The organism is Sphingobacterium sp. MAE (assembly GCF_056711605.1).
In genome coordinates, this window is record NZ_CM160044.1 from 4,015,822 (window position 1) to 4,035,401 (window position 19,580).

A 19,580-nucleotide genomic window follows, 5' to 3' on the forward strand; every position below is an offset into this window, starting at 1 on the left:
AATGAGATCTTTTCCACAACTATTACACATTAAAAAGTTCATTTTCAACTAGACTTACGATAAACTTATACCTATTGAACAGATAATAGTTTATAAGAATAAAACAAATCTAAGACAAATAGTGATTAACAATCCGATAAAAAGAAAACTTATGCGCTAATTTTTATTCAAGTCGATATTTCGATGCTCATCGAGAAGATTTTTGGCTTTGTTTTATACTGAAATAGAAAGGAGATAAAATAAAGATCCGTATATTAGACGTACTAAACCCTTTTATTATGCAATACCATTTATTACGATTAAGTGTAAAAACTATATGTATATGCTTATGTTTAACTGTAATCTCCACCCTTTCTTCTGCACAAAATACATATAAATTCACAGAAGGACTTACGGTAGATATTCCTTACAGTTATGGTCGGGAAGCAGTATATACTGATGAGCTGTTGTCACAATATTACCAACATGGACTCCCTCGTCCCATAGCTGGAAAAACATGGATGGAACTTCAGAAAAATCTTTATGGATTGCTGCAAAAGCAGATACAAATGGTTTTTTTAGGCGTCAGCAAAATATGGATGCCAACCTGCAGCAACCCAACAATCCTCCAGGGCCTGGCCGTGTAGCTCAACAAGATCAAACCAGCAGGTCGATGTCGACCACTTATAGAGGTCCTCGTTCAAGTTATCTATATCTCACTTATCAATCCGACAAAGTACAGTCTGCATTACTTAATATTAGAGGAAATAGTGCTGTATTAATTAATGGAGAATTGCATACTGGAGATCCATACCGCATGGGATGGTTAAATATTCCAATTCAGTTAAAAAAAGGTTTAAATGAATTTTATGTTAGAGGTTCGTCCATCGCGGCACAGCTGAGTTTCATTAAAAACCAGCTCATCATCGGTACCGAAGATCTGACGCAACCCGATATTGTACAAGGCAAAAATAACCAACATTTGCTCTTAGGTATTGTAATCATCAACAATAGTAATAAAGATGTACATAATCTAAAGATACAGAGCAACACAGGAAATCAAAAAGCATCTGTCATCTCACCCGTAATCAGGGCGCATAGTACTCGAAAAGTTATTGTTCCTATCGATGCCTCAACAATCCATAGCTTAGGAGAGATTCTTTCGGATATTTCAATTTGGAATAAAAGTCAATTAATCGATCAGAAAAAAATTCCATTGAAAAGTGTCAATAGTAATACGCCATATCGGGTCACCTTTATAAGTACGATAGACAATAGTTTACAATACTATGCGGTAAATCCAGCATTGGGTGGCGAAAAATCTGATGATGCGCTTTTTTTATCCGTTCATGGAGCTGGAGTAGAAGCCATTGGTCAAGCACAAGCATATCAGGCAAAAGACTGGGGAACTCTGGTGGCACCGACCAATCGTCGACCACGAGGATTCAACTGGGAAGATTGGGGGAGAATAGATGCGTTGGAAGTGCTCAGTTTAGCGAAACAAACTTTGCAACCAGATACGCAAAAAATCTATCTAACAGGCCATTCTATGGGAGGACATGGCACTTGGTTTTTGGGGGCAACGTATCCTGACAAATGGGCTGCAATAGCACCATGTGCAGGATATCCAACCTTAAAGGGTTACGGTTCTGCCGACGGATTGATTCCAGAAAAAGGACGAAATGCCTTAGAAAATATATTATTACGATCTGGCAATCAAAGCGACGTAGTAGCATATGCAACCAATTATAAGCCACTTGGGATATATGTATTGCATGGTGATGCAGACCGTACAGTATCCGTAGATTATGCTCGTCAGATGCGTAAGTTATTGGGTACATTCCATCCCGATTTCAATTATTATGAATATCCTGGTGGATCACATTGGTACAGTAATGAAAGTGTAGACTGGAAACCTTTATTTGATTATTTTAAAATACATAAACGAAAAGCTGCCATTGACGTCAATCATATCGATTTTAAAACCGCTAATCCTGGGATATCCTCCTCCTACTATTGGGGTACAGTATATCAACAGGAAAAGCCACTAGATTATTCACATATTGTCCTAACACGAGATCGGGAGAGAGGAACCATAATCGGCAAAACAGAGAATGTAGAGGTGCTCTCGTTGGATTTAGCAGATTTTGATAAAAATGTTGCATTGACTATTGACCTCGATAGTTTAAATACCATTACATACCAAAGGAATACAACGAACGAGTCTTTCATCTTTTTACAAAAAAAAGATCAGATCTGGAGCATCATAACAAAGCCATCATTAGATCAAAAGGGGCCACATCGTAATGGTACTTTTAAAGAAGCATTTAACCATGGGATGGTATATGTTTATGGAACCATGGGTACCAAGGAAGAAAATAAGTGGGCATTAGAAAAAGTACGCCATGATGCAGAAGCCTGGTATTATAGAGGAAATGGAGCATTTGAAATAATCGCTGACCGTGATTTTGAAGCAAATAAATATACGGAACATAACATCATACTCATTGGTAATTCAAAAACAAACAGTGCTTGGGATATTTTATTAAAAGACTGTCCAATTACGGTACTCCCAGGTCAGATCAAAATAGATAAACAAATTTATAATGGAAGTGATCTAGGCGGATATTTTTATTGGAAAAAACCAGGCACACAATCAAGAGCTGTTGGGGTGATTACCGGCACAGGACTTAGTGGTATGCAAGCAGCAGGGGCAAATCAATATTTTGCTGGCGCAAGTAGTTTTCCTGATTATATGTTTTTCAACTTAACTATGTTAAAAAATGGACCAGCAGGAATTATAGACGCGGGATTCTTCACAAATGAATGGAAAGTAAATCAAAAATAAACGAATTGAGATATAATCTTTTAAAATTTATATCCCTTAGCAATGAGCTTATCGATCCTGCAGCGAATTAAGTACCAAATCGTATAGCTATCTTATTATCATGGATAAAATTTTCGCTCAAAGTAGACATTCAAGAGTAATAAAAATTATTACTCTTGAATGTCTTTATATTTAATGGCAAAATTTATGTTCTTTCATGATATATCCCTACCTCTGCCAGTACAACTTTCCCGTTTTTTGGCTTCATATTCAACCGCACTTTTTGACCTATCACAGTCTTAAATTTGAATATCTTGATACGTCCTTGATCTTTCTGCTCAGCAAGGATTGGGTACCACTTTCCGTCTTTAAAATAAACTAGATTGTAAACCGATGGATGATCTTTTCCTTCTGTAATCACAATTGTATTGAATGCTTTTGATCGTTCAAAAGCAAGTTCCCACCATGGACTAGCAGAAGCGGCAGCATTTGACACCCAAGAACTCCCAAAGTTATCGTCATTTGCAAAATCCATAAGATTCATATCGTCACTCCAGCTCGAATTTGTATATGCTTTTAGTGCCATATTACTTCCTATTACAGGACTTTCATAAGCCGGTAATTCCGAATAAGAGGGTTTATTTTTATATAAGTTTCCGATCTCCTGGAGTGCGATCAATGCATTTTCATCAATAAGTCCGTCAGCATTAGGAGCTACATTAAGCATAAAATTACAATAGGCACCATTATAAGGGATTATGAAATCATTGACAAGACTCTTGACCTCCTTAACGGGAGTTTTAGGAAATGATTTTTTCCAAAACCAATTCTGTTGAAGTGGTAAGCAAGCCATCGCAGGAAGTTTATTATGCTCCTTGGAGATAAACTGTCCAGCACCCTGTTCATATGATTTAATATCTGAATAGAATAACGCATCACCAGGGTATTTCGCAGAATTAAGTTCCATAACCAAACATTGAGGTTGAAGAGATTTAATATGGTAATAAATATCATCAAAAGGAATATCATCATAAGAAATACGAGACCATGGAGCGTCCCAACCGTCAATTACTAATGCATTAATTTCACCGTAATTAGTTAACAGTTCCGTCAATTGATCCTTGATCATCTGAATATGGTTGCTGGTTATATGGTTAGGTCTTATTTCTTGATGCGTATCTAAAATAGAATAATAAAGCATCACTTTTAATCCATTTTTACGGAAAGCATCAGCATATTCCTTCACTACATCACGTCCAAAAGGAGTATTCATCACATTATAGTTTGTGGTCTTAGTATCCCAGATCGGGAATCCACTGTGATGTTTCGTAGTCAGGCAGCCATAAGTCATATGAGCTGACTTTGCAGCGAGAGCCCATTGGTTTGCATCCAATTTAGGAGCATTGAACAAACTTAGCGAAGCATTCGGATCTGACCAATCCTGATCCATATAGGTTGGCATTCCATAATGGATAAACATTCCAAAGCCTAGATTTACAAAATCAAGTTGTTGCTTCCTTAATTCAGATTCCTTTACTTGAGCCACAATCGTGTTTACTTGCATTAAGCCTAAGATAAGTAACACTGCGGTCAAAAATTTGTTATTTTTCATATGACATCAATAGATTTATAATTTAATTATGCTTCAAAAATAACCTTTATAATACGCTCAAGTGATTAATAGAAGGATAATGAAAACCTAATAAAAGGTTAATGATGATTAGGATAACTGAAATTATCCTAGATTTATAATATGATATTAAGACACAATCCCAGATTTTATAAATGGGTGTTATGCTGTAGTTTTTTTATGCTTTGCTTATTGATTGGTTTTTTGGTATTCAATACTTATCAATACAAGGATAAAAATTTTCAAAATATTCAAAAACAGAAAATCGAAAAATCATATGGTCAATATGTGATGAATGACAAACTATTCCCTGGCGGAAATAAACTGTTTCAACAGTTTTTAGAGCCACAGTTATCAAGTCTATATCGTACATTAGCAAATAATCCAAAGGCACTACAACAGGAACAACAGCAGGTGCTATCCTCTTTTTTGGGAGAATTGCGCCGATATCAAAACATGGATATGGTGTTTAATGAAATATTAGCAAAACATCATTTGGATACCACATTATCATATAAGTTAGTATTTGATCGATTGGATTTATTATTACCAAATGGACATGATTGGAAGACTTTTTTCCTTAAAGATGACGGAAAGATTAATACCGAGATAGCCGGAAATTTAAAAGATATAAATAATAATAACAAGATACTCCAATTATCCGTCAGTGTAGCGAGTCATGTCGCCTATAGATTTACCTACAGTCTATATGTCGATTACCCCGACAGAATGACAAGAGTATTGATGGATATGCTGCCTGTATTATGTTTTTCGATCTTATGTATCCTACTGATTATCACAATTAACTACCTCACCTATCAAAATTGGATCGATCAAAGGAAAGAAACGGAATTAAAAACTGAATTCTTAAATCATATACGGCACGAATTTAATACTCCCATCACGACCATTTTGATCTGTGCAGAAACCCTAAAGGAACAAAAGGCCATATTAAATACCGCCGAGATTGGATCTTTAGGCAATGTGATAGAGCGGCAAGCCGATCGATTGAAAACTTATTTTAAACAAATCTTAGAATCTGTCTCTTTGCCAAAACAGAAACCTGATTTAAAACAAGAAGATATATGTTCATTAACAAAAGAGTTTTTAAAAGATATATCGCTACGCCATTCAGGAAAAATTGAAGTCAGTTATACTCCCCTATCATTATCTAAAAAGATATGGATAGATTCTTCTTTATATTTTTCTATTTTAGACAATCTGGTGAACAATGCGTTAAAATTCAATCAAAGAGCTTCACCGAAAGTTTCTTTTTATTGGGAAGAGACACAAAATGAGTTAATTTTAAATATTGAAGACAATGGTGTTGGTATCCATCAGGAAGAATTAAAACATATTTTTGAGAAATTCTATCGCTCTAAATCAAGTGGTAAAAAACCAGGTTTAGGTTTAGGACTATATTACGTAAAAACAATTATAGACTTATTGGATTGGGATTTAAAAGTGGAATCTAAGATCGGTAAAGGATCCAGATTTAAATTAATAATAATACAACCATAACCACGCTACGTATGCATGATAAAAACCATTATTTTGATATACTTTTGGTAGAAGACGAACCCGATTTGGGCTTAGTATTATCTCAATATTTGCGATTTAAAGGTATCAGTGTATATTGGAGCCCGTCTGCTGAAATCGCTCTAGATGAGTATAAAAAAAGAATATATACTTTAGCAATTATCGATATCCAGCTTCCTGATATGAACGGAATTGAATTAGCAAAACAACTTCAAAAAATTAATCAGAATCAGGCCATCATCTTTTTAACTGCACTTCATGAAAAAATCGACCGAATGAAAGGCTTAGAGCTAGGTGCGATTGACTATATCGGGAAACCCTTTGAAATGGAAGAGCTCATATTAAAAATTAAAAACTTCTTAAAATTAAAGAAAGAAATTCCAATTAAAGTGGCTACTATCGCCCCTGTTTCAGTAGGAAGCATAACCTTTATAAAAGAGCGTATGTTACTTTCAATGTCCAATGGCAAACAGAAAAAATTAACTGTTCGTGAAACTGAAATTCTTGATTTATTAATTAAAAATCAGAATCAATTGGTATTAAAAAAAGATATTCTTTTGCAGTTGTGGGGAAATACAGATTATTTTAATGGAAAAAGCTTAGAAGTGTTCATTTCGCGAATAAGGAAACTAGTCAATTCTGAAAAAAACATCAGAATTGATAGTGTCTATGGAGCTGGATATATATTTGTGTATGAAGAATCATAATAAATTACCTGACCGATCTAACAATTGTACTGGAATAGTCGTAAACCCATCCTATTTAAATTTTTATTCAAATTATAAATAAGCATGTTCTCCAGTCACCCCTAATCATAAACAAGAGCTTCGTTGATTATTGAAAATGGGTAATCACAACTATTTAACGGGCAATCACCTCATAAACAACATGATAAAATTCCAATAATTATTTCAGAGTATAATTGGCAAACTATTTGTTGCAACAGCGAAAGTTTTCATTTTGAAAACGCTCACTTAAAATATTTTATAATGATCATGAAAAAAGTAATTCTACCTTTTCTTACTCTTTTTACTTTATTTTTTGCCACGCAGCAAAAGGCAAATGCACAAACACCCTATCGGACAGCTATTGGGTTGGGAATAGATTTGGGCGATGGGGAGACTTTATTTGGCCCTCAGATTAAACACAATTTTGGCGGAAATGATGCAGTAAATGCACAGGTATTATTTGGGGATCATATCACTGTCCTAGGTGTTGACTATTCTTATAACAGACGTATTCAGGGCGCTCGAGGTCTATATTGGTATGTCGGTGTAGGTCCTCAAGTATCATTTATCGATTATACCAAAGGATATAAACACTACCACTGGGAAAATGATGACACCCATGTGGATTTTGCGATCCGTCCCGCATTAGGTTTAGAATTTAGAATTCCATCGGCACCGTTAGCGATGCATTTTGACTGGAAACCTTGGTGGAATATTTCACATGACGTTAACTTTGATCCATCAAGTTTTTCTATGGGATTTAAGTTCGTTTTAAAATAATTTTTTTGCTTTATTAAAAAGCATTAAAAAACAAAAACTCCTGATCACTTTTTGTGAAGTTCAGGAGTTTTTGTTTTTTACAAGAGGATATCACTTTTGACTCCCTGATTATGAATAGATCAGCACACATTCGTTACCGTGATTAACCTGATCTATTCATAATTTATTGAGATTAGATTTTAGACATGCCTCCAAGCGATTTCTTACAAAAATTTAATCCTACAAACCCACAAAAATTCATAAATTCGACTAAACCATAAATATTCCTATCTTTACTTAACCTAAAGTACTAGTAATGATCGAATTCATGATCATTACGTTATTATTCGCTTTGAAAAGGTCAGAAATGACATCATATATTTAAAGCTGTTCAGAATAATTTAATAAAAAAATCAATACAGAAAAAAGAATGACACCCAATAAAATGATCCCAGTTGCTGTACTTATCTTGACCATTCTATTTCCCATCACCATGTTCGGGCAAAGTAATTCGAAACTTTCAGATGGTGCGACCATTGAAGTATTTCATCCTGAACTTAATAAAATAATAGATCCTTTTGTAAAGGTAGAATTGCTAGCAGATGGCATGCAGTGGACGGAGGGTCCCGTATGGAACTACGATGAAAATTACCTATTATTTAGCGATCCAAGACTTAATACCATATATAAATGGTCTTTAAAAAATGGACTTGAGAAATTTCTTGAACCTGCCGGATATCAAGGCCCTGATATCTATAGTGACGAACCGGGCACAAATGGATTATTGATCAATCAGGAAGGACATTTGATAGCGTGTGATCATGGAAATAGACGTATCGTACAAATTGATCTTACTACCCGAAAACTTAAACCATTGGGTACACACTGGAATCATAAAAGGTTCAGTTCACCAAATGATATTTGTCAGCATCAACGTGGTGATTATTTCTTCACAGACCCTCCTTATGGACTTCCGCACAGAGAACGCGATACAGTAAATAGGGAGATTAAAGAAAACGGTGTATATCGATTGGATCGTTTTGGAAAAGCTACTCAGATCATCTCCAACCTGACTCGACCAAATGGTATTGCCTTATCTGAAAAACAAGATAAATTATATGTCGCCATCAGTGATCATAAGCAGCCCTTAATTATGGAGTATACGCTCAATAATAAATTGGAAGTTGTTAATAGTAAGATCTTCGTAGATTTTAGGTCAAAATTTCCATCAGAACCGATGGCAGCTGATGGGATCAAAGTACAGGCTGGTGGATATTTATTTGCAGCAGCTGGCAATGGAATCGTTATCTTCAATAGTGAGGGATTATTGTTAGGCAGGATTAAACTTGGTATTGCTACTGCGAACTGTAATTTCGGCGGAGACGGATACTTGTATATAACTGCATCAGATAAATTATTACGTATTCCGCTACTAAAGATTTAATGCATGTACTGCAATTTTTCTATATTTATGGTCAATAAAAACTTTCCGATCAGCTGTGCAAAATTTATATTAATCGCAGGATATAAGGAATAACTCGTGCAGATAAAAAATTACACCAATCAATACACGAACTGTAGTACAGCTTTTATTTCATCAAGATGGATCTTAAAAATTTACAGCAACAAATCGATTTTATTAAAGAAATTGATAAAGTCAAGTATATACAACGAAAAACCAAGCTATTTAATAGCGATCGAAATGAAAATGATGCAGAACATAGTTGGCATTTAGCCGTGATGGCAATTATATTAGCAGAGCATTCCAACGAACCTATTGATATTCTAAAAGTTGTCAAGATGGTACTCATACATGATATAGTGGAGATCGATGCAGGTGATACTTTTATTTACGATACTCAGAAAAATCATACAAACACCGACGAAGAAAGGCTTGCGGCTAAACGGATTTTTGGATTACTTCCACAAAAGCAGGCAGAAGGGCTCATTGAAATCTGGGAAGAATTTGAAGCAGGGCTCACTCATGAGGCCAAATTTGCAAGAGCAATGGATCGCTTAGAACCACTGCTACAAAACACCTCAAACAGTGGTGGAACTTGGAATGAATTTGACATTAACTACAGCAAAGTATACGATAAAAAGAAAATAATTGATGAAGGTTCCAAGACGATATGGGATTTTGCTGAAAAACTAATTGATGAGAGTGTGGAAAAGGGGATTTTAAAAAAATAGGCCCTAAGCAAGGTATTGTGCTATTTGTCTTATGCTGTCGCAGAATCAGAACGTTTTAAAGTCAGTACAGTAATTTCAGGCCATACTCCTACCCGCCCCTTCAATCCATGAAAACCAAAACCTCTATTGACGTATAAAAATTTACCATCACGCTGATACAAACCTGCCCATTGCTTATAAAAATATTGAATCGGACTCCATTTAAAACCAAAAACTTCAATTCCGAACTGCATACCATGAGTATGCCCCGCTAAAGTGAGATGGACATGTTTTTCATGATCAACTGTCACCGCATCCCAGTGTGATGGATCATGAGACATCAAGATTTTGAATGAATCTATAGGAATATCTTCCGTTGCTTGAGTCAGATTGCCAAATTGGTGAAAACCTCCCTTACCCCAGTTCTCCACGCCAATTAATGCAATGCGTTGTCCTTGTTTCTGAAGTGTTACAGCTTCATTCAATAACAGATTGAACCCCATCTCCCTGTGTATTTCTTTTACACGCTGTAGATTAGCTTCTTTACTTGATGCATTATTCCATTTAATATAATCACCATAATCGTGATTACCCAACACTGAATATTTACCATACGGGGCTTTTAAACCTGTGAAGGTATCGATCCAAGGATCCATCTCCGATGCCATATTATTGACCAGATCACCCGTAAATAATAAGACATCGCTGTTCTGTGCATTAGCCAAATCAATACCCTTCTGCACCCCTCTTATATTACTCAAACTGCCCGAATGGATATCCGATAACTGTGTAATCGTAAAACCATCAAATGCTTCGGGCAGATCTGAAAAATATAGAATTTCCTTTCTGACACGATACAGATGTCTACCTCGGGTAAGCCCAAAAACAATAGCTAAAAAGATCGCTACTGCAATAAAAACGACTATTTCACTCACATAAACACTTCGTGCAGGAAAACCGCGAAACAATCGTCCAATATCTTCTATGAATAGGATCGGAAAAGAAAACAACTTTGGTATAAAAACAAGCAACATTGCTGTAATCAAAATAGAAGCAATGCGTTGAATATCACTTATTCGTTGGCGAAGATAAATAATTGATACAATCGAGACAATTATTAAAACGTCAACAAACCAATAAAAAATTGGAATTGATGAACCCGAAAAAAGTGTAACTACAGCTTGATAAAAGTAAATATCACTGATCAAGAATAGTAATAGAAATAAAATAAGTCTTTTTGCCATATCGTCAAACGCTCTTATAGAGTAGACGAATGCCGTGCCAAATTACTTTATTTTTTTTCAAGTGCAGCGATCCACTTTAACAGTAAGAGGCATCCTGGTGCATATACAGCGCCATGATCAAAGCCCTGCAACTGGAAAAACTCAGTTTGAGGGTGTTTTAAACTTAACAGCACTGCAGCTAAATGAGCGTTTTCTTCAAATCTTGCAGGTATCTCCAATTTAGGGTCTCCTGTGATTAATAAAATAGGAGGTGCATCTTTTCTAGCAAAAGTTAAAGGTGCATATTGATCAATGATAGGGATTTCCATTGACTGGCCTCGCTCCTTCTTTATGGTATAATGAGTATTAGTCTGTGCACTGATAGGTGCTAATCCCTTGATGTTATTGGCATCAATACCATAAGATTTCAAATATGCCTTATTCAACCCCACCATCAAGGCCAAATAACCTCCTGCAGAATGACCGGAAACATAAATTTTAGCAGGGTCACCCCCGTATTGACTAATATGATTAAAAGCCCAAGCAACAGCAGCAGCAGCATCTTCAATATAAGCCGGCCCTTTAACTTTAGGGCTTAACCGATAATTTACGGCAATAACTGCCACTCCTTTACCCTGCAATTCCAGTGGAACATATTTAGCACCCTCCTCTAAGCCTCCACCATGAAACCAGATGATCGTAGCAAAATCAGATTTGTTTTCCGGAAGATACAAATCTAATTTACACCGTTCTTGTTTATACAAATCGGAGTCACTCTTCTCTACATAAGAAATATCCTTTAACAATTTATAGTCCTGAGCTGAAAGCGGAAATTGAGCGAGTACGAAGAAGAAGAAGATAAGGCTTTTGTATAACATGCTGATATATTTTAAAATAAACTAAATTTAAAGTTAATCAATAAATTAAATATAGCAAAAGTAGATACGCTGAAACTTTCATCAGCAATGGTCAACTTATCAAGTAGATCGCTCTATGTTAGATCAATATATAGGAGTTTATTCGTCGAATCAGGTGCCGATTAAACTCACCATAACTAAATCTGGGCACACACTCATTGTACAAGCCACAGGACAGGCTGCCAATCAGTTAGAACCTAGTGAGAAAGATACATTCAAACTCGAGAAAGCGGGTATTGTATTATCTTTTGATCCACAAGAAAAAACAATGGTCTTGAAACAAGGCGGAGGTGAATTTACTTTTACTAAAGAATAACATACTGAATAGCAACACTATTTTAATAGTACAGCACTTCTTTGTACTATTAAAATAGTGTTAAATTTACTTAATAATTTTTACTTTCAAATCCTTAATACCAACTGGGTGTGAAGACTTCAAATTCAATACATCAAAAGGCTGTTCAACAAAGAATAAGTTGCTCAGATTAGATATTCCTCCATCCGCAAATATCTCCACCGAATTATGATCGACCAATAATCTATAGGAGATCGTTTTATGATCTGAGATACGAGGTGATACCGTACGTTGAATAAAGGCAGAACTAAAATTAGTATTTCCAGACTTAGACCGATCTACATAGTATTGCTGATTTGATTGGTCAAATCCAAGCATTAATTCGTCTCCTTTTTCATTACCCAATATGATATTAAAAGGAGCAACTTGATCGACGACAAATGACAATTCAAACGCACCATTACTTCCTTTTATATATTTACTCAAATCTAATGACCCATTTTCCAGCGTTGCATCTCCAATCTCTTCCACGCTGCCCGTCCCTGTGATCGGTGTCGAGACCAAATACCAATGGTTCTTGACCTGTTGTAGATGAAGTGTCCTTGCTATTGTCATTCCGCTTCGCCAAGTCGATGCTGGCACAGTATTGGCATATTCCCAGTTGCTCATCCACCCCATCAAGATATGGCGGTCGCCAGTATTAGAAAAAGTTACTCCAGCATAGTTGTCAGGTCCATAATCCATCCATCTAATATCGTGCTGATTCGAAGTAAAAGTTTTACCATCAAACTCACCCACAAAATATTGCGTTGCCGAACCATTATTAGGTCCTCCTGGATTGATGCTCACAAGTAATACCCATTTTTCACCATCAGGCGTCGAAAAGCGAAGTAAATCTGGACATTCCCAAACTCCACCATGTGCGCCTACTTCGTTCCCAAATTCACTGAGCCTGACCCATTCTTTCAGATTGCGAGAACCATAAAAAGTAATCGACTGTTTGGTAGCTAATGTCATCACCCATTGCTTACTTTCGGCGTGCCACATCACTTTTGGATCACGAAAATCCCAAATCCCTGGATTTGGCAACACTGGATTACCTTCATATTTCGTCCATGACTTTCCTTTATCCAAGCTGTAAGCGATACTTTGATATTGGTGCAACCCTGTTTTCTGATTTTCGATTTTATGATTATGATGTGTAAAGATAGCCACTAAGGCATCTTTACCAAATCCAGCAGTATTGTCTTTGTCAATTACAGCACTACCCGAAAAGATAGTCCCGAGGCTATCTGGAAATAAAGCAATAGGTTGTTCTTCCCAATGAATTAAATCCGTACTCGTAGCATGTCCCCAATGCATCGGTCCCCATACAGTCGAATCTGGATTATGTTGAAAAAACAGATGGTAAGTTCCATCTAAAAATATCATTCCATTCGGATCATTCATCCATCCCGCTTTGGGAGTAAAATGATAGGTAGGTCTATATTTTTCATTCTTTACAGACTTTGTTTTCGACGACGTATGACAGCTATTAAATACTGTCAAAACCAATAAAATACCTAATAATTTCCTCATTACCATATGCTTTTAAGTTTATAAAATTCCAGATTATCTATCATTACTTTTCCACCTTTTTCCCATAGTTCAATTTAATATTATTAATACCAACCAAAATTTTGGACATATAGTTTTTTACTGAAATTGATTTGCGACAATGGTATCGGAAAATATTCATCTCTACTTTTCTTAAATACCGAAGCTGCCAAATAATTTCGTCGTGTTTTTTCTTTCTGCAAGTAAGTATTGATATATGTATCCGCAATTCCCCAACGTACCAGATCAAAGAACCGAAACCCTTCCATAGCAAATTCCAATCTTCTCTCCCAACGCAATGCCTCACGTGCATAATTTTGATTCCAAGTACAGTTTACCCCATCTACATATGCGGCAACTTTAAATTGACCTGTAGGCGCACCTTCACGATCCACCAATCTAAACGTACTCTCAGCTGCCCGTTTCCTGATTTTATTTATAATGGGTAATGCCTGCGTATGTCTACCCAATTCGATCAAAGACTCAGCTTTCCAGAGCAAGACATCATCAAATCTGATAATATCCCTATTTTTACTACTGCTCATAAATGGATTTACCTTTTTAAAACAAGGGTTATCATATAACACCACTTCTTTCAATGACATATAGTTGCCATAAGTTTCGATTTGGCGAACCCAACTATTCTGAAAGATAAAATCAGTTTTATACTTATATGGGAGACCTACGATAGCTACCGTATGCAATAATCTAGGATCCACATTTTGTGTTTTCACCTGTGCAGCAGTTGTTATATCTAGATTGTTAAATCCTGTAAACTGTGGTAAACCCTCATTATCGGTTTTGAATGCATTGACTAGATTTTGACTTGGTTGATGGAAACCGCAGCAACCATACTCATTGTTCATGGGATAGTTGAGCATAGCACTCCAATCTAAACGACCAAATTCTGTTCCATCATTCAGCGAATTCTGCACTGCAAAAATAGACTCAGGACCATTTTCATATTCACACAGAAAGTTAAAAGCAAAATCCTGTGACAAGTCATAGCGTCCCTCGAGTTCCGTGACAAGCTTCACCACTTCTTCCAATTTTTGGCTATTAATACCTGTCACCTGATGTTGCTCATTTTGCTCATATGCCGCATATAGTAAAGCCTTCGCTAGATATGCTTTAGCCATAAATTGATTAGCTCTCCCTTTCTGCCCCTCCTGTTGTTCGGGCAATGTAGTGGCTGCAAATCTAAATTCATCAATAATCTTATTCCATTGTTCAGTATCAGAATACTCCCGATTGGATAGGGTAACATAATCCTCTGGTGCTAAGTTTTCATCTACAAAAGGGATATACTTGAAAAGTAATTTGAGCTCAAACATATAATGAGCCCTCAAAAACCGCATTTCAGCGGTGCGGATGTCTTTCTTAGGATAGTCAGTTGCATTCAGACCATTTATAACTCGTAACGCATTGTTTGCACGTGATATGGCAACATATTGTCGATACCACTTTTGATCCAATCCGCCAACATCTACCCGCATAGAGACAAAGGTCTCGTAGAGGTTCCATTCTTCCATATCACCCGTACCAGCACCTCCCTTGTAAGCATCTCCACTCCTCAAATCGCCATATGGCCATAGGCTATTTGTTTTATTATTATAGTTTTCATTACCCAATGAAGAATATGCAGCAATGACCAGATTTTTCTGCTGCCTCCACATTATTCAACTGATTTTCGCCCAATTGACCTTTGGGATTGATATCCAGATAATCACTGCAGCTGCTCACTAATATTAGCGATAACACAGTGTAACATATATATATTGATTTTTTCATGACAAGGTTACGATTAAAATGAAACATTTATACCTGCGGTAATTGAAAACGGAATTGGATACCCCGAATTTGGGGTTTCTGGATCTACACCTGTATATTTATAATTTCCCCAGCTCTTTTTAAATGCCAACAGGTTTTCGCCTAATACATAGAATCTTACTCCCTGACTTTTAATTCTTTTCAATACAGATGAGGACAAACTATATCCCAATTCCAGTGTTCTCAACTTAAAATAAGAGGCGCTTTCTACAAAGTAACTAGAGAATCTTTTTTCATTATTGAGATCGTTAAATGATAAAGCTGGAATATCTGATTGCGAGTTTTGAGGCGACCATGCATCCAGTACGCGTGTACCATAATTTTCACCACCAAAAAAGCTGATAAAATCCGTATAACCTTTAGCAGAATTGTTAACCAAACCACCATAAACCCCATTCCAGAACATACTCAAGTCCCATTGCTTATAGCCTACCGAGAAATTTACTCCATAAATAAAATCTGGATCGGCAATACCTAGCCAAGTTCGGTCTTCATCACCGATTCGACCATCTTGATTGATATCTTGATATCTGATTCGTCCTAACCCTTTGCCGACCTGTTCTGCATGCGCATTCACCTCTTCCATGGTTCTAAAAAGACCATCCGCTACATATCCAAACATGGAATTAAGTGGCCTTCCTAAAATGGTTTGATCTACCCCATTTCCAGGATAAGAATTAATAACATCTTCTGGTAGTTTGACTATTTTATTGCGGTATCCAGCCATGTTTCCCGTTACGGAATACTTCCAATTGTTATGAGATGATGAATAGGATAACAAAAATTCATATCCCCTATTTGACATACTTGCTCCATTTACCCAACGATTGCCCCCTTCACCCAAAGTGGCAATAAAAGGTGGCGATATCAGGATATCCGAGGTGTTCTTTTTAAAATAATCGAATGAACCTGTTAGTTTTTGATTAAAAAATCCAAAATCCACACCAATATTATGCTGAGTAGCCGATTCCCAGCGTAGATTTGGGTTAGGTTGCTGTACACGTCTATATCCAGAAGGTAGTGTACCTGTACCAGCACCCTTGATGTCGTATGCGGTTCCATTGTCAGGATCCCATGTTGGATTAGTCGCATAACTCGCTTGATACATCCCATAAGAAGCGAAATCACCAATCTCTTGATTACCTACTTTTCCCCAACCATAGCGTATTTTCAGATCCGATATGACATCGACAGATTTCAGGAAATCTTCTTGACTTAAACGCCAACCTGCAGATAAAGCAGGGAACCAACCAAATTGATTGTTAGCTCCAAATCGGGATGAACCGTCGTATCTTGCTGTTGCAGATAGCAAATATTTATCCGCTAAATTGTAGTTTACTTTTCCAAAATACGAAAGCAGTCGGTAGGCAGTACCACTCCCACTATTTGTTTGGATACCCTCTCCAGCATCCAGATACATATAATCGGGATCTTCAGAAGCAAATTTACGACGTCCTGCCTGCAGATTCTCAGCATAATAATCTATGAGCTCCTGACCAGCCAAAAAATCAAAATGATGCTTTTCATTCAGGATCCATTTATAGGTCAGCGTATTATTCCACACATAGTTACCCCATCTATTATTAACATTGTTTAAACTTGCTGTATTTTCGGACATGAATCCAGAAACATAGGTTTTCTGCATATTGCGGTCCCAAAGGAAAGAATAGTCCATCCCAAGCATGGATCTAAATTTTAGATTTTCTAACAATTTCACTTCGATATACATATCGCCAAATAAACGCAGCATATTTCGTCTATTCTGCTCATTATCGGCGATCAGTCTAACCGGATTTTGACGATCGCTCATCCCTGCTACAGGACCACCCCAACCCATACCATCTACAGTATGTACAGGAACGATCGGTTGTATATTACGCGTGCGATCTAACACATTGCCTAGTACATCTTGTTTTATTTTGGTGATCGATAAGTTTTCACCTATTTTCACACGACCCTCCAGTAAATTAAAATCTGTATTTAACCGACCGGACAGACGCTCAAAATACGTTCCTTTAACCGTTCCTTGATTATCGAAATAATCCACAGAAAAGAGTGCTCTACTTTTATCGTTACCCGTCATTAAGCTTAAATTGTAATTCTGTACTAAAGCCGTCTGTCCCACTTCCTGTACCCAATCGGTATTGGCAGCACGCATTGTCTTAGCATCATCAATATATTCGGGTACTGTAATTTCATTCAGTTGCCAGCTGCCATCACTATTTTGCACATCTTTAAACGTATAAACTCCAAAGTTTGGATCTGTACCATCATGACGTGCAGCTTGCCATTGTACACGCCCCCGTTGCTGGGTATCCAGCCAGTCCAATGATTTTGCATAATTTTTGATACCAGTAGATACACGTGCATCTACACGTGTAGCACCTTTACCCCCTTTTTTTGTCGTAATAATGATTACCCCATTAGCTGCGCGAGAGCCATAGATGCTTGATGAAGATGCATCTTTAAGAATCTGAATCGATTCAATATCAAGTCCAGATATTTCATTCATGGATTTAGTACTTGGCATACCATCAATAATATATAAAGGGCTGCTGTTGCCCAAAGTTCCAATTCCACGAATGAGCACATTGGCAGAACCGTCAGGTGAACCACTAGTCGTAATAAATGCACCAGGTACTCGACCTTGAAGGCTTTTCATGACATTGCCTGTTAAGGGTGCATTTATTTCATCCATTCTCACTACTGCGACTGCCCCCGTCAGATCTGCTTTACGCTGCGTTTGATATCCCGTAACGACAACCTCATCCAAGTTTTCTCCTTCGTCCATCACCACATTTACGACTCGTTGCTCGCCCACAGTTACATATACTATTTTCTTGCCGACACGAGTATAGCGGATCTGAGTACCTTTGGTGGCATTTATTTTATAATTTCCATTTTCATCGCTAGCAGTCACATGCTGTGTTCCCATTATGGTGACTGTCACATCGGATAGTGGAAGTCCCTTGTTATCGGTAATTTTTCCAGACAACAGAATGTCTTGGGCATACACCGTTGACAACAGGCATCCCAGGAACAATAGTGTAAAAACTATTCTTCTCATAATTTAGTAAATTTTAGTTGTTTATAATTAGCGTTTATCAAGATATAGGTTAGGTCAATCTTTTTCTTAACTTGAATTGGCCTCCCCTCTTCCCAAATAATGAATCCATTCAAATCTGTTGATCGTACTCGCATCATAGCTTGGACATGCTCCAGTACTTTGCGTAACAAAAGCACTTAGCGTAGCCGCAAACCCCATGGTTTCTTCAATACTGATATCAACTTGATTGCGCATACGTTTCGATAAAAAAGCAGCCAAAAAAGAATCTCCACTCCCAATGGTATCCTTCACATCAACCTGATATGCCGCAAAATGATAACTGACGCCCGTTCGTTTAGCGTGATAAATTGCTCCAGCAGCACCATAGGTTACAATGACCTCATCAATAGCATATCGTTGCATAATCTGCTCCACCAACTGTCCATCATTGTCTTCCTTAGGTAGATCTAACCACTGCGCAATGATCCCGAGTTCCTCTTTATTCATCTTCACGAGATCAGCATAACTCAGCAAATCCAACAAGCGCGATTGTGAATAGAAAGGTGCTCGCAAATTAACATCTAACACTTTGTACTTCGCCAACTTTAATAGTTCCTTTAGCGTACGATATGAAACCTCATGACGTGAAGAAAGGCTCCCATACACTAGAAAATCAGCATGCTGAACAGCAATGATATCATCTTCAGTTAACTGGATATAATCCCATGCTACAGGAAAAACAATCTCATAAGTAACTTCCAGTTGTTCATCCACATGTACTTCCACAGTTGAAGTGGCATGCTCCTCATCGACCTGCAAAAGTTTAGTAGGAATACCACGTTCTTCACACCCTGTAATCAATTCACCTCCACCACTATCTTTTCCCACCCGGCTGATGATCTGAGTTTCTAAGCCAAGCTTATTGAGGTGATAAGCAACATTTAAAGGAGCTCCACCAAGTTTTTTACCTGTGGGTAAGTTGTCCCACAGCACTTCACCAAAGCAAAGTCCACGAATGGTTAATTTTTCTCTCCTCATC

At 37.1% G+C, this 19,580-nt stretch carries 14 protein-coding genes; 7 read left to right on the plus strand and 7 right to left on the minus strand.

Features of this window, described 5'->3' with window-relative positions:
* The first annotated feature begins 496 nt into the window (after positions 1 to 496).
* The gene (locus AC06G9_RS17145) at positions 497 to 2,827 is read left to right on the plus strand and encodes a carboxylesterase family protein (protein WP_480956842.1); all 2,331 of its coding nucleotides are present in this window, start codon (positions 497 to 499) and stop codon (positions 2,825 to 2,827) included.
* A 184-nt stretch (positions 2,828 to 3,011) separates the two neighbouring features.
* Here the strand turns inward: AC06G9_RS17145 and AC06G9_RS17150 are convergent, their stop codons facing one another.
* On the minus strand, positions 3,012 to 4,418 hold the full coding sequence (locus tag AC06G9_RS17150) for an alpha-L-fucosidase (protein ID WP_045755068.1): 1,407 nt from the start codon (positions 4,416 to 4,418) through the stop codon (positions 3,012 to 3,014).
* Between the two features lie 141 nt (positions 4,419 to 4,559).
* Between AC06G9_RS17150 and AC06G9_RS17155 the strand changes: the two genes are divergently transcribed.
* The 5 genes from AC06G9_RS17155 (at position 4,560) to AC06G9_RS17175 (ending at position 9,655) form a co-directional block, all read left to right on the plus strand.
* Entirely contained in the window at positions 4,560 to 5,957 is a 1,398-nt protein-coding gene (locus AC06G9_RS17155) for a sensor histidine kinase (protein WP_094772283.1), read from the plus strand.
* An 11-nt stretch (positions 5,958 to 5,968) separates the two neighbouring features.
* Positions 5,969 to 6,682, plus strand: coding sequence for a response regulator transcription factor (locus tag AC06G9_RS17160; protein WP_045755070.1), 714 nt, complete (start codon positions 5,969 to 5,971; stop codon positions 6,680 to 6,682).
* A 288-nt stretch (positions 6,683 to 6,970) separates the two neighbouring features.
* Positions 6,971 to 7,483, plus strand: a complete 513-nt coding sequence (locus AC06G9_RS17165) for a hypothetical protein (RefSeq protein ID WP_045755703.1) — start codon at positions 6,971 to 6,973, stop codon at positions 7,481 to 7,483.
* 409 nt (positions 7,484 to 7,892) lie between these two features.
* Entirely contained in the window at positions 7,893 to 8,906 is a 1,014-nt protein-coding gene (locus tag AC06G9_RS17170) for an SMP-30/gluconolactonase/LRE family protein (RefSeq protein WP_052627710.1), read from the plus strand.
* 158 nt (positions 8,907 to 9,064) lie between these two features.
* Complete coding sequence (locus AC06G9_RS17175; RefSeq protein ID WP_045755071.1) at positions 9,065 to 9,655, plus strand: HD domain-containing protein; 591 nt, start codon at positions 9,065 to 9,067, stop codon at positions 9,653 to 9,655.
* Positions 9,656 to 9,684: 29 nt separating this feature from the next.
* Here AC06G9_RS17175 and AC06G9_RS17180 read toward each other — a convergent pair whose 3' ends face one another.
* Together AC06G9_RS17180 and AC06G9_RS17185 are read right to left on the minus strand one after the other, a co-directional pair.
* On the minus strand, positions 9,685 to 10,878 hold the full coding sequence (locus AC06G9_RS17180) for a metallophosphoesterase (protein ID WP_045755072.1): 1,194 nt from the start codon (positions 10,876 to 10,878) through the stop codon (positions 9,685 to 9,687).
* Positions 10,879 to 10,925: 47 nt separating this feature from the next.
* Entirely contained in the window at positions 10,926 to 11,735 is an 810-nt protein-coding gene (locus AC06G9_RS17185) for an alpha/beta hydrolase (RefSeq protein ID WP_045755073.1), read from the minus strand.
* Between the two features lie 115 nt (positions 11,736 to 11,850).
* On the opposite strand from AC06G9_RS17185, the gene AC06G9_RS17190 reads away from it, so the two are divergent.
* Positions 11,851 to 12,090: a hypothetical protein gene (locus tag AC06G9_RS17190; protein WP_045755074.1), complete on the plus strand. Its 240-nt coding sequence runs from the start codon at positions 11,851 to 11,853 to the stop codon at positions 12,088 to 12,090.
* 66 nt (positions 12,091 to 12,156) lie between these two features.
* Here the strand turns inward: AC06G9_RS17190 and AC06G9_RS17195 are convergent, their stop codons facing one another.
* The 4 genes from AC06G9_RS17195 to AC06G9_RS17210 all read right to left on the minus strand — a co-directional run bounded on the left by AC06G9_RS17195 (position 12,157) and on the right by AC06G9_RS17210 (position 19,579).
* The gene (locus AC06G9_RS17195) at positions 12,157 to 13,647 is read right to left on the minus strand and encodes a glycoside hydrolase family 32 protein (RefSeq protein WP_045755075.1); all 1,491 of its coding nucleotides are present in this window, start codon (positions 13,645 to 13,647) and stop codon (positions 12,157 to 12,159) included.
* Between the two features lie 83 nt (positions 13,648 to 13,730).
* The gene (locus AC06G9_RS17200; RefSeq protein WP_480956843.1) at positions 13,731 to 15,341 is read right to left on the minus strand and encodes a RagB/SusD family nutrient uptake outer membrane protein; all 1,611 of its coding nucleotides are present in this window, start codon (positions 15,339 to 15,341) and stop codon (positions 13,731 to 13,733) included.
* Positions 15,342 to 15,469: 128 nt separating this feature from the next.
* The gene (locus AC06G9_RS17205; protein WP_480956844.1) at positions 15,470 to 18,562 is read right to left on the minus strand and encodes a SusC/RagA family TonB-linked outer membrane protein; all 3,093 of its coding nucleotides are present in this window, start codon (positions 18,560 to 18,562) and stop codon (positions 15,470 to 15,472) included.
* Positions 18,563 to 18,628: 66 nt separating this feature from the next.
* Positions 18,629 to 19,579 (minus strand): carbohydrate kinase family protein, encoded by a 951-nt coding sequence (locus AC06G9_RS17210; protein ID WP_045755077.1) that lies wholly within the window; start codon positions 19,577 to 19,579, stop codon positions 18,629 to 18,631.
* Position 19,580 lies beyond the last annotated feature (1 nt).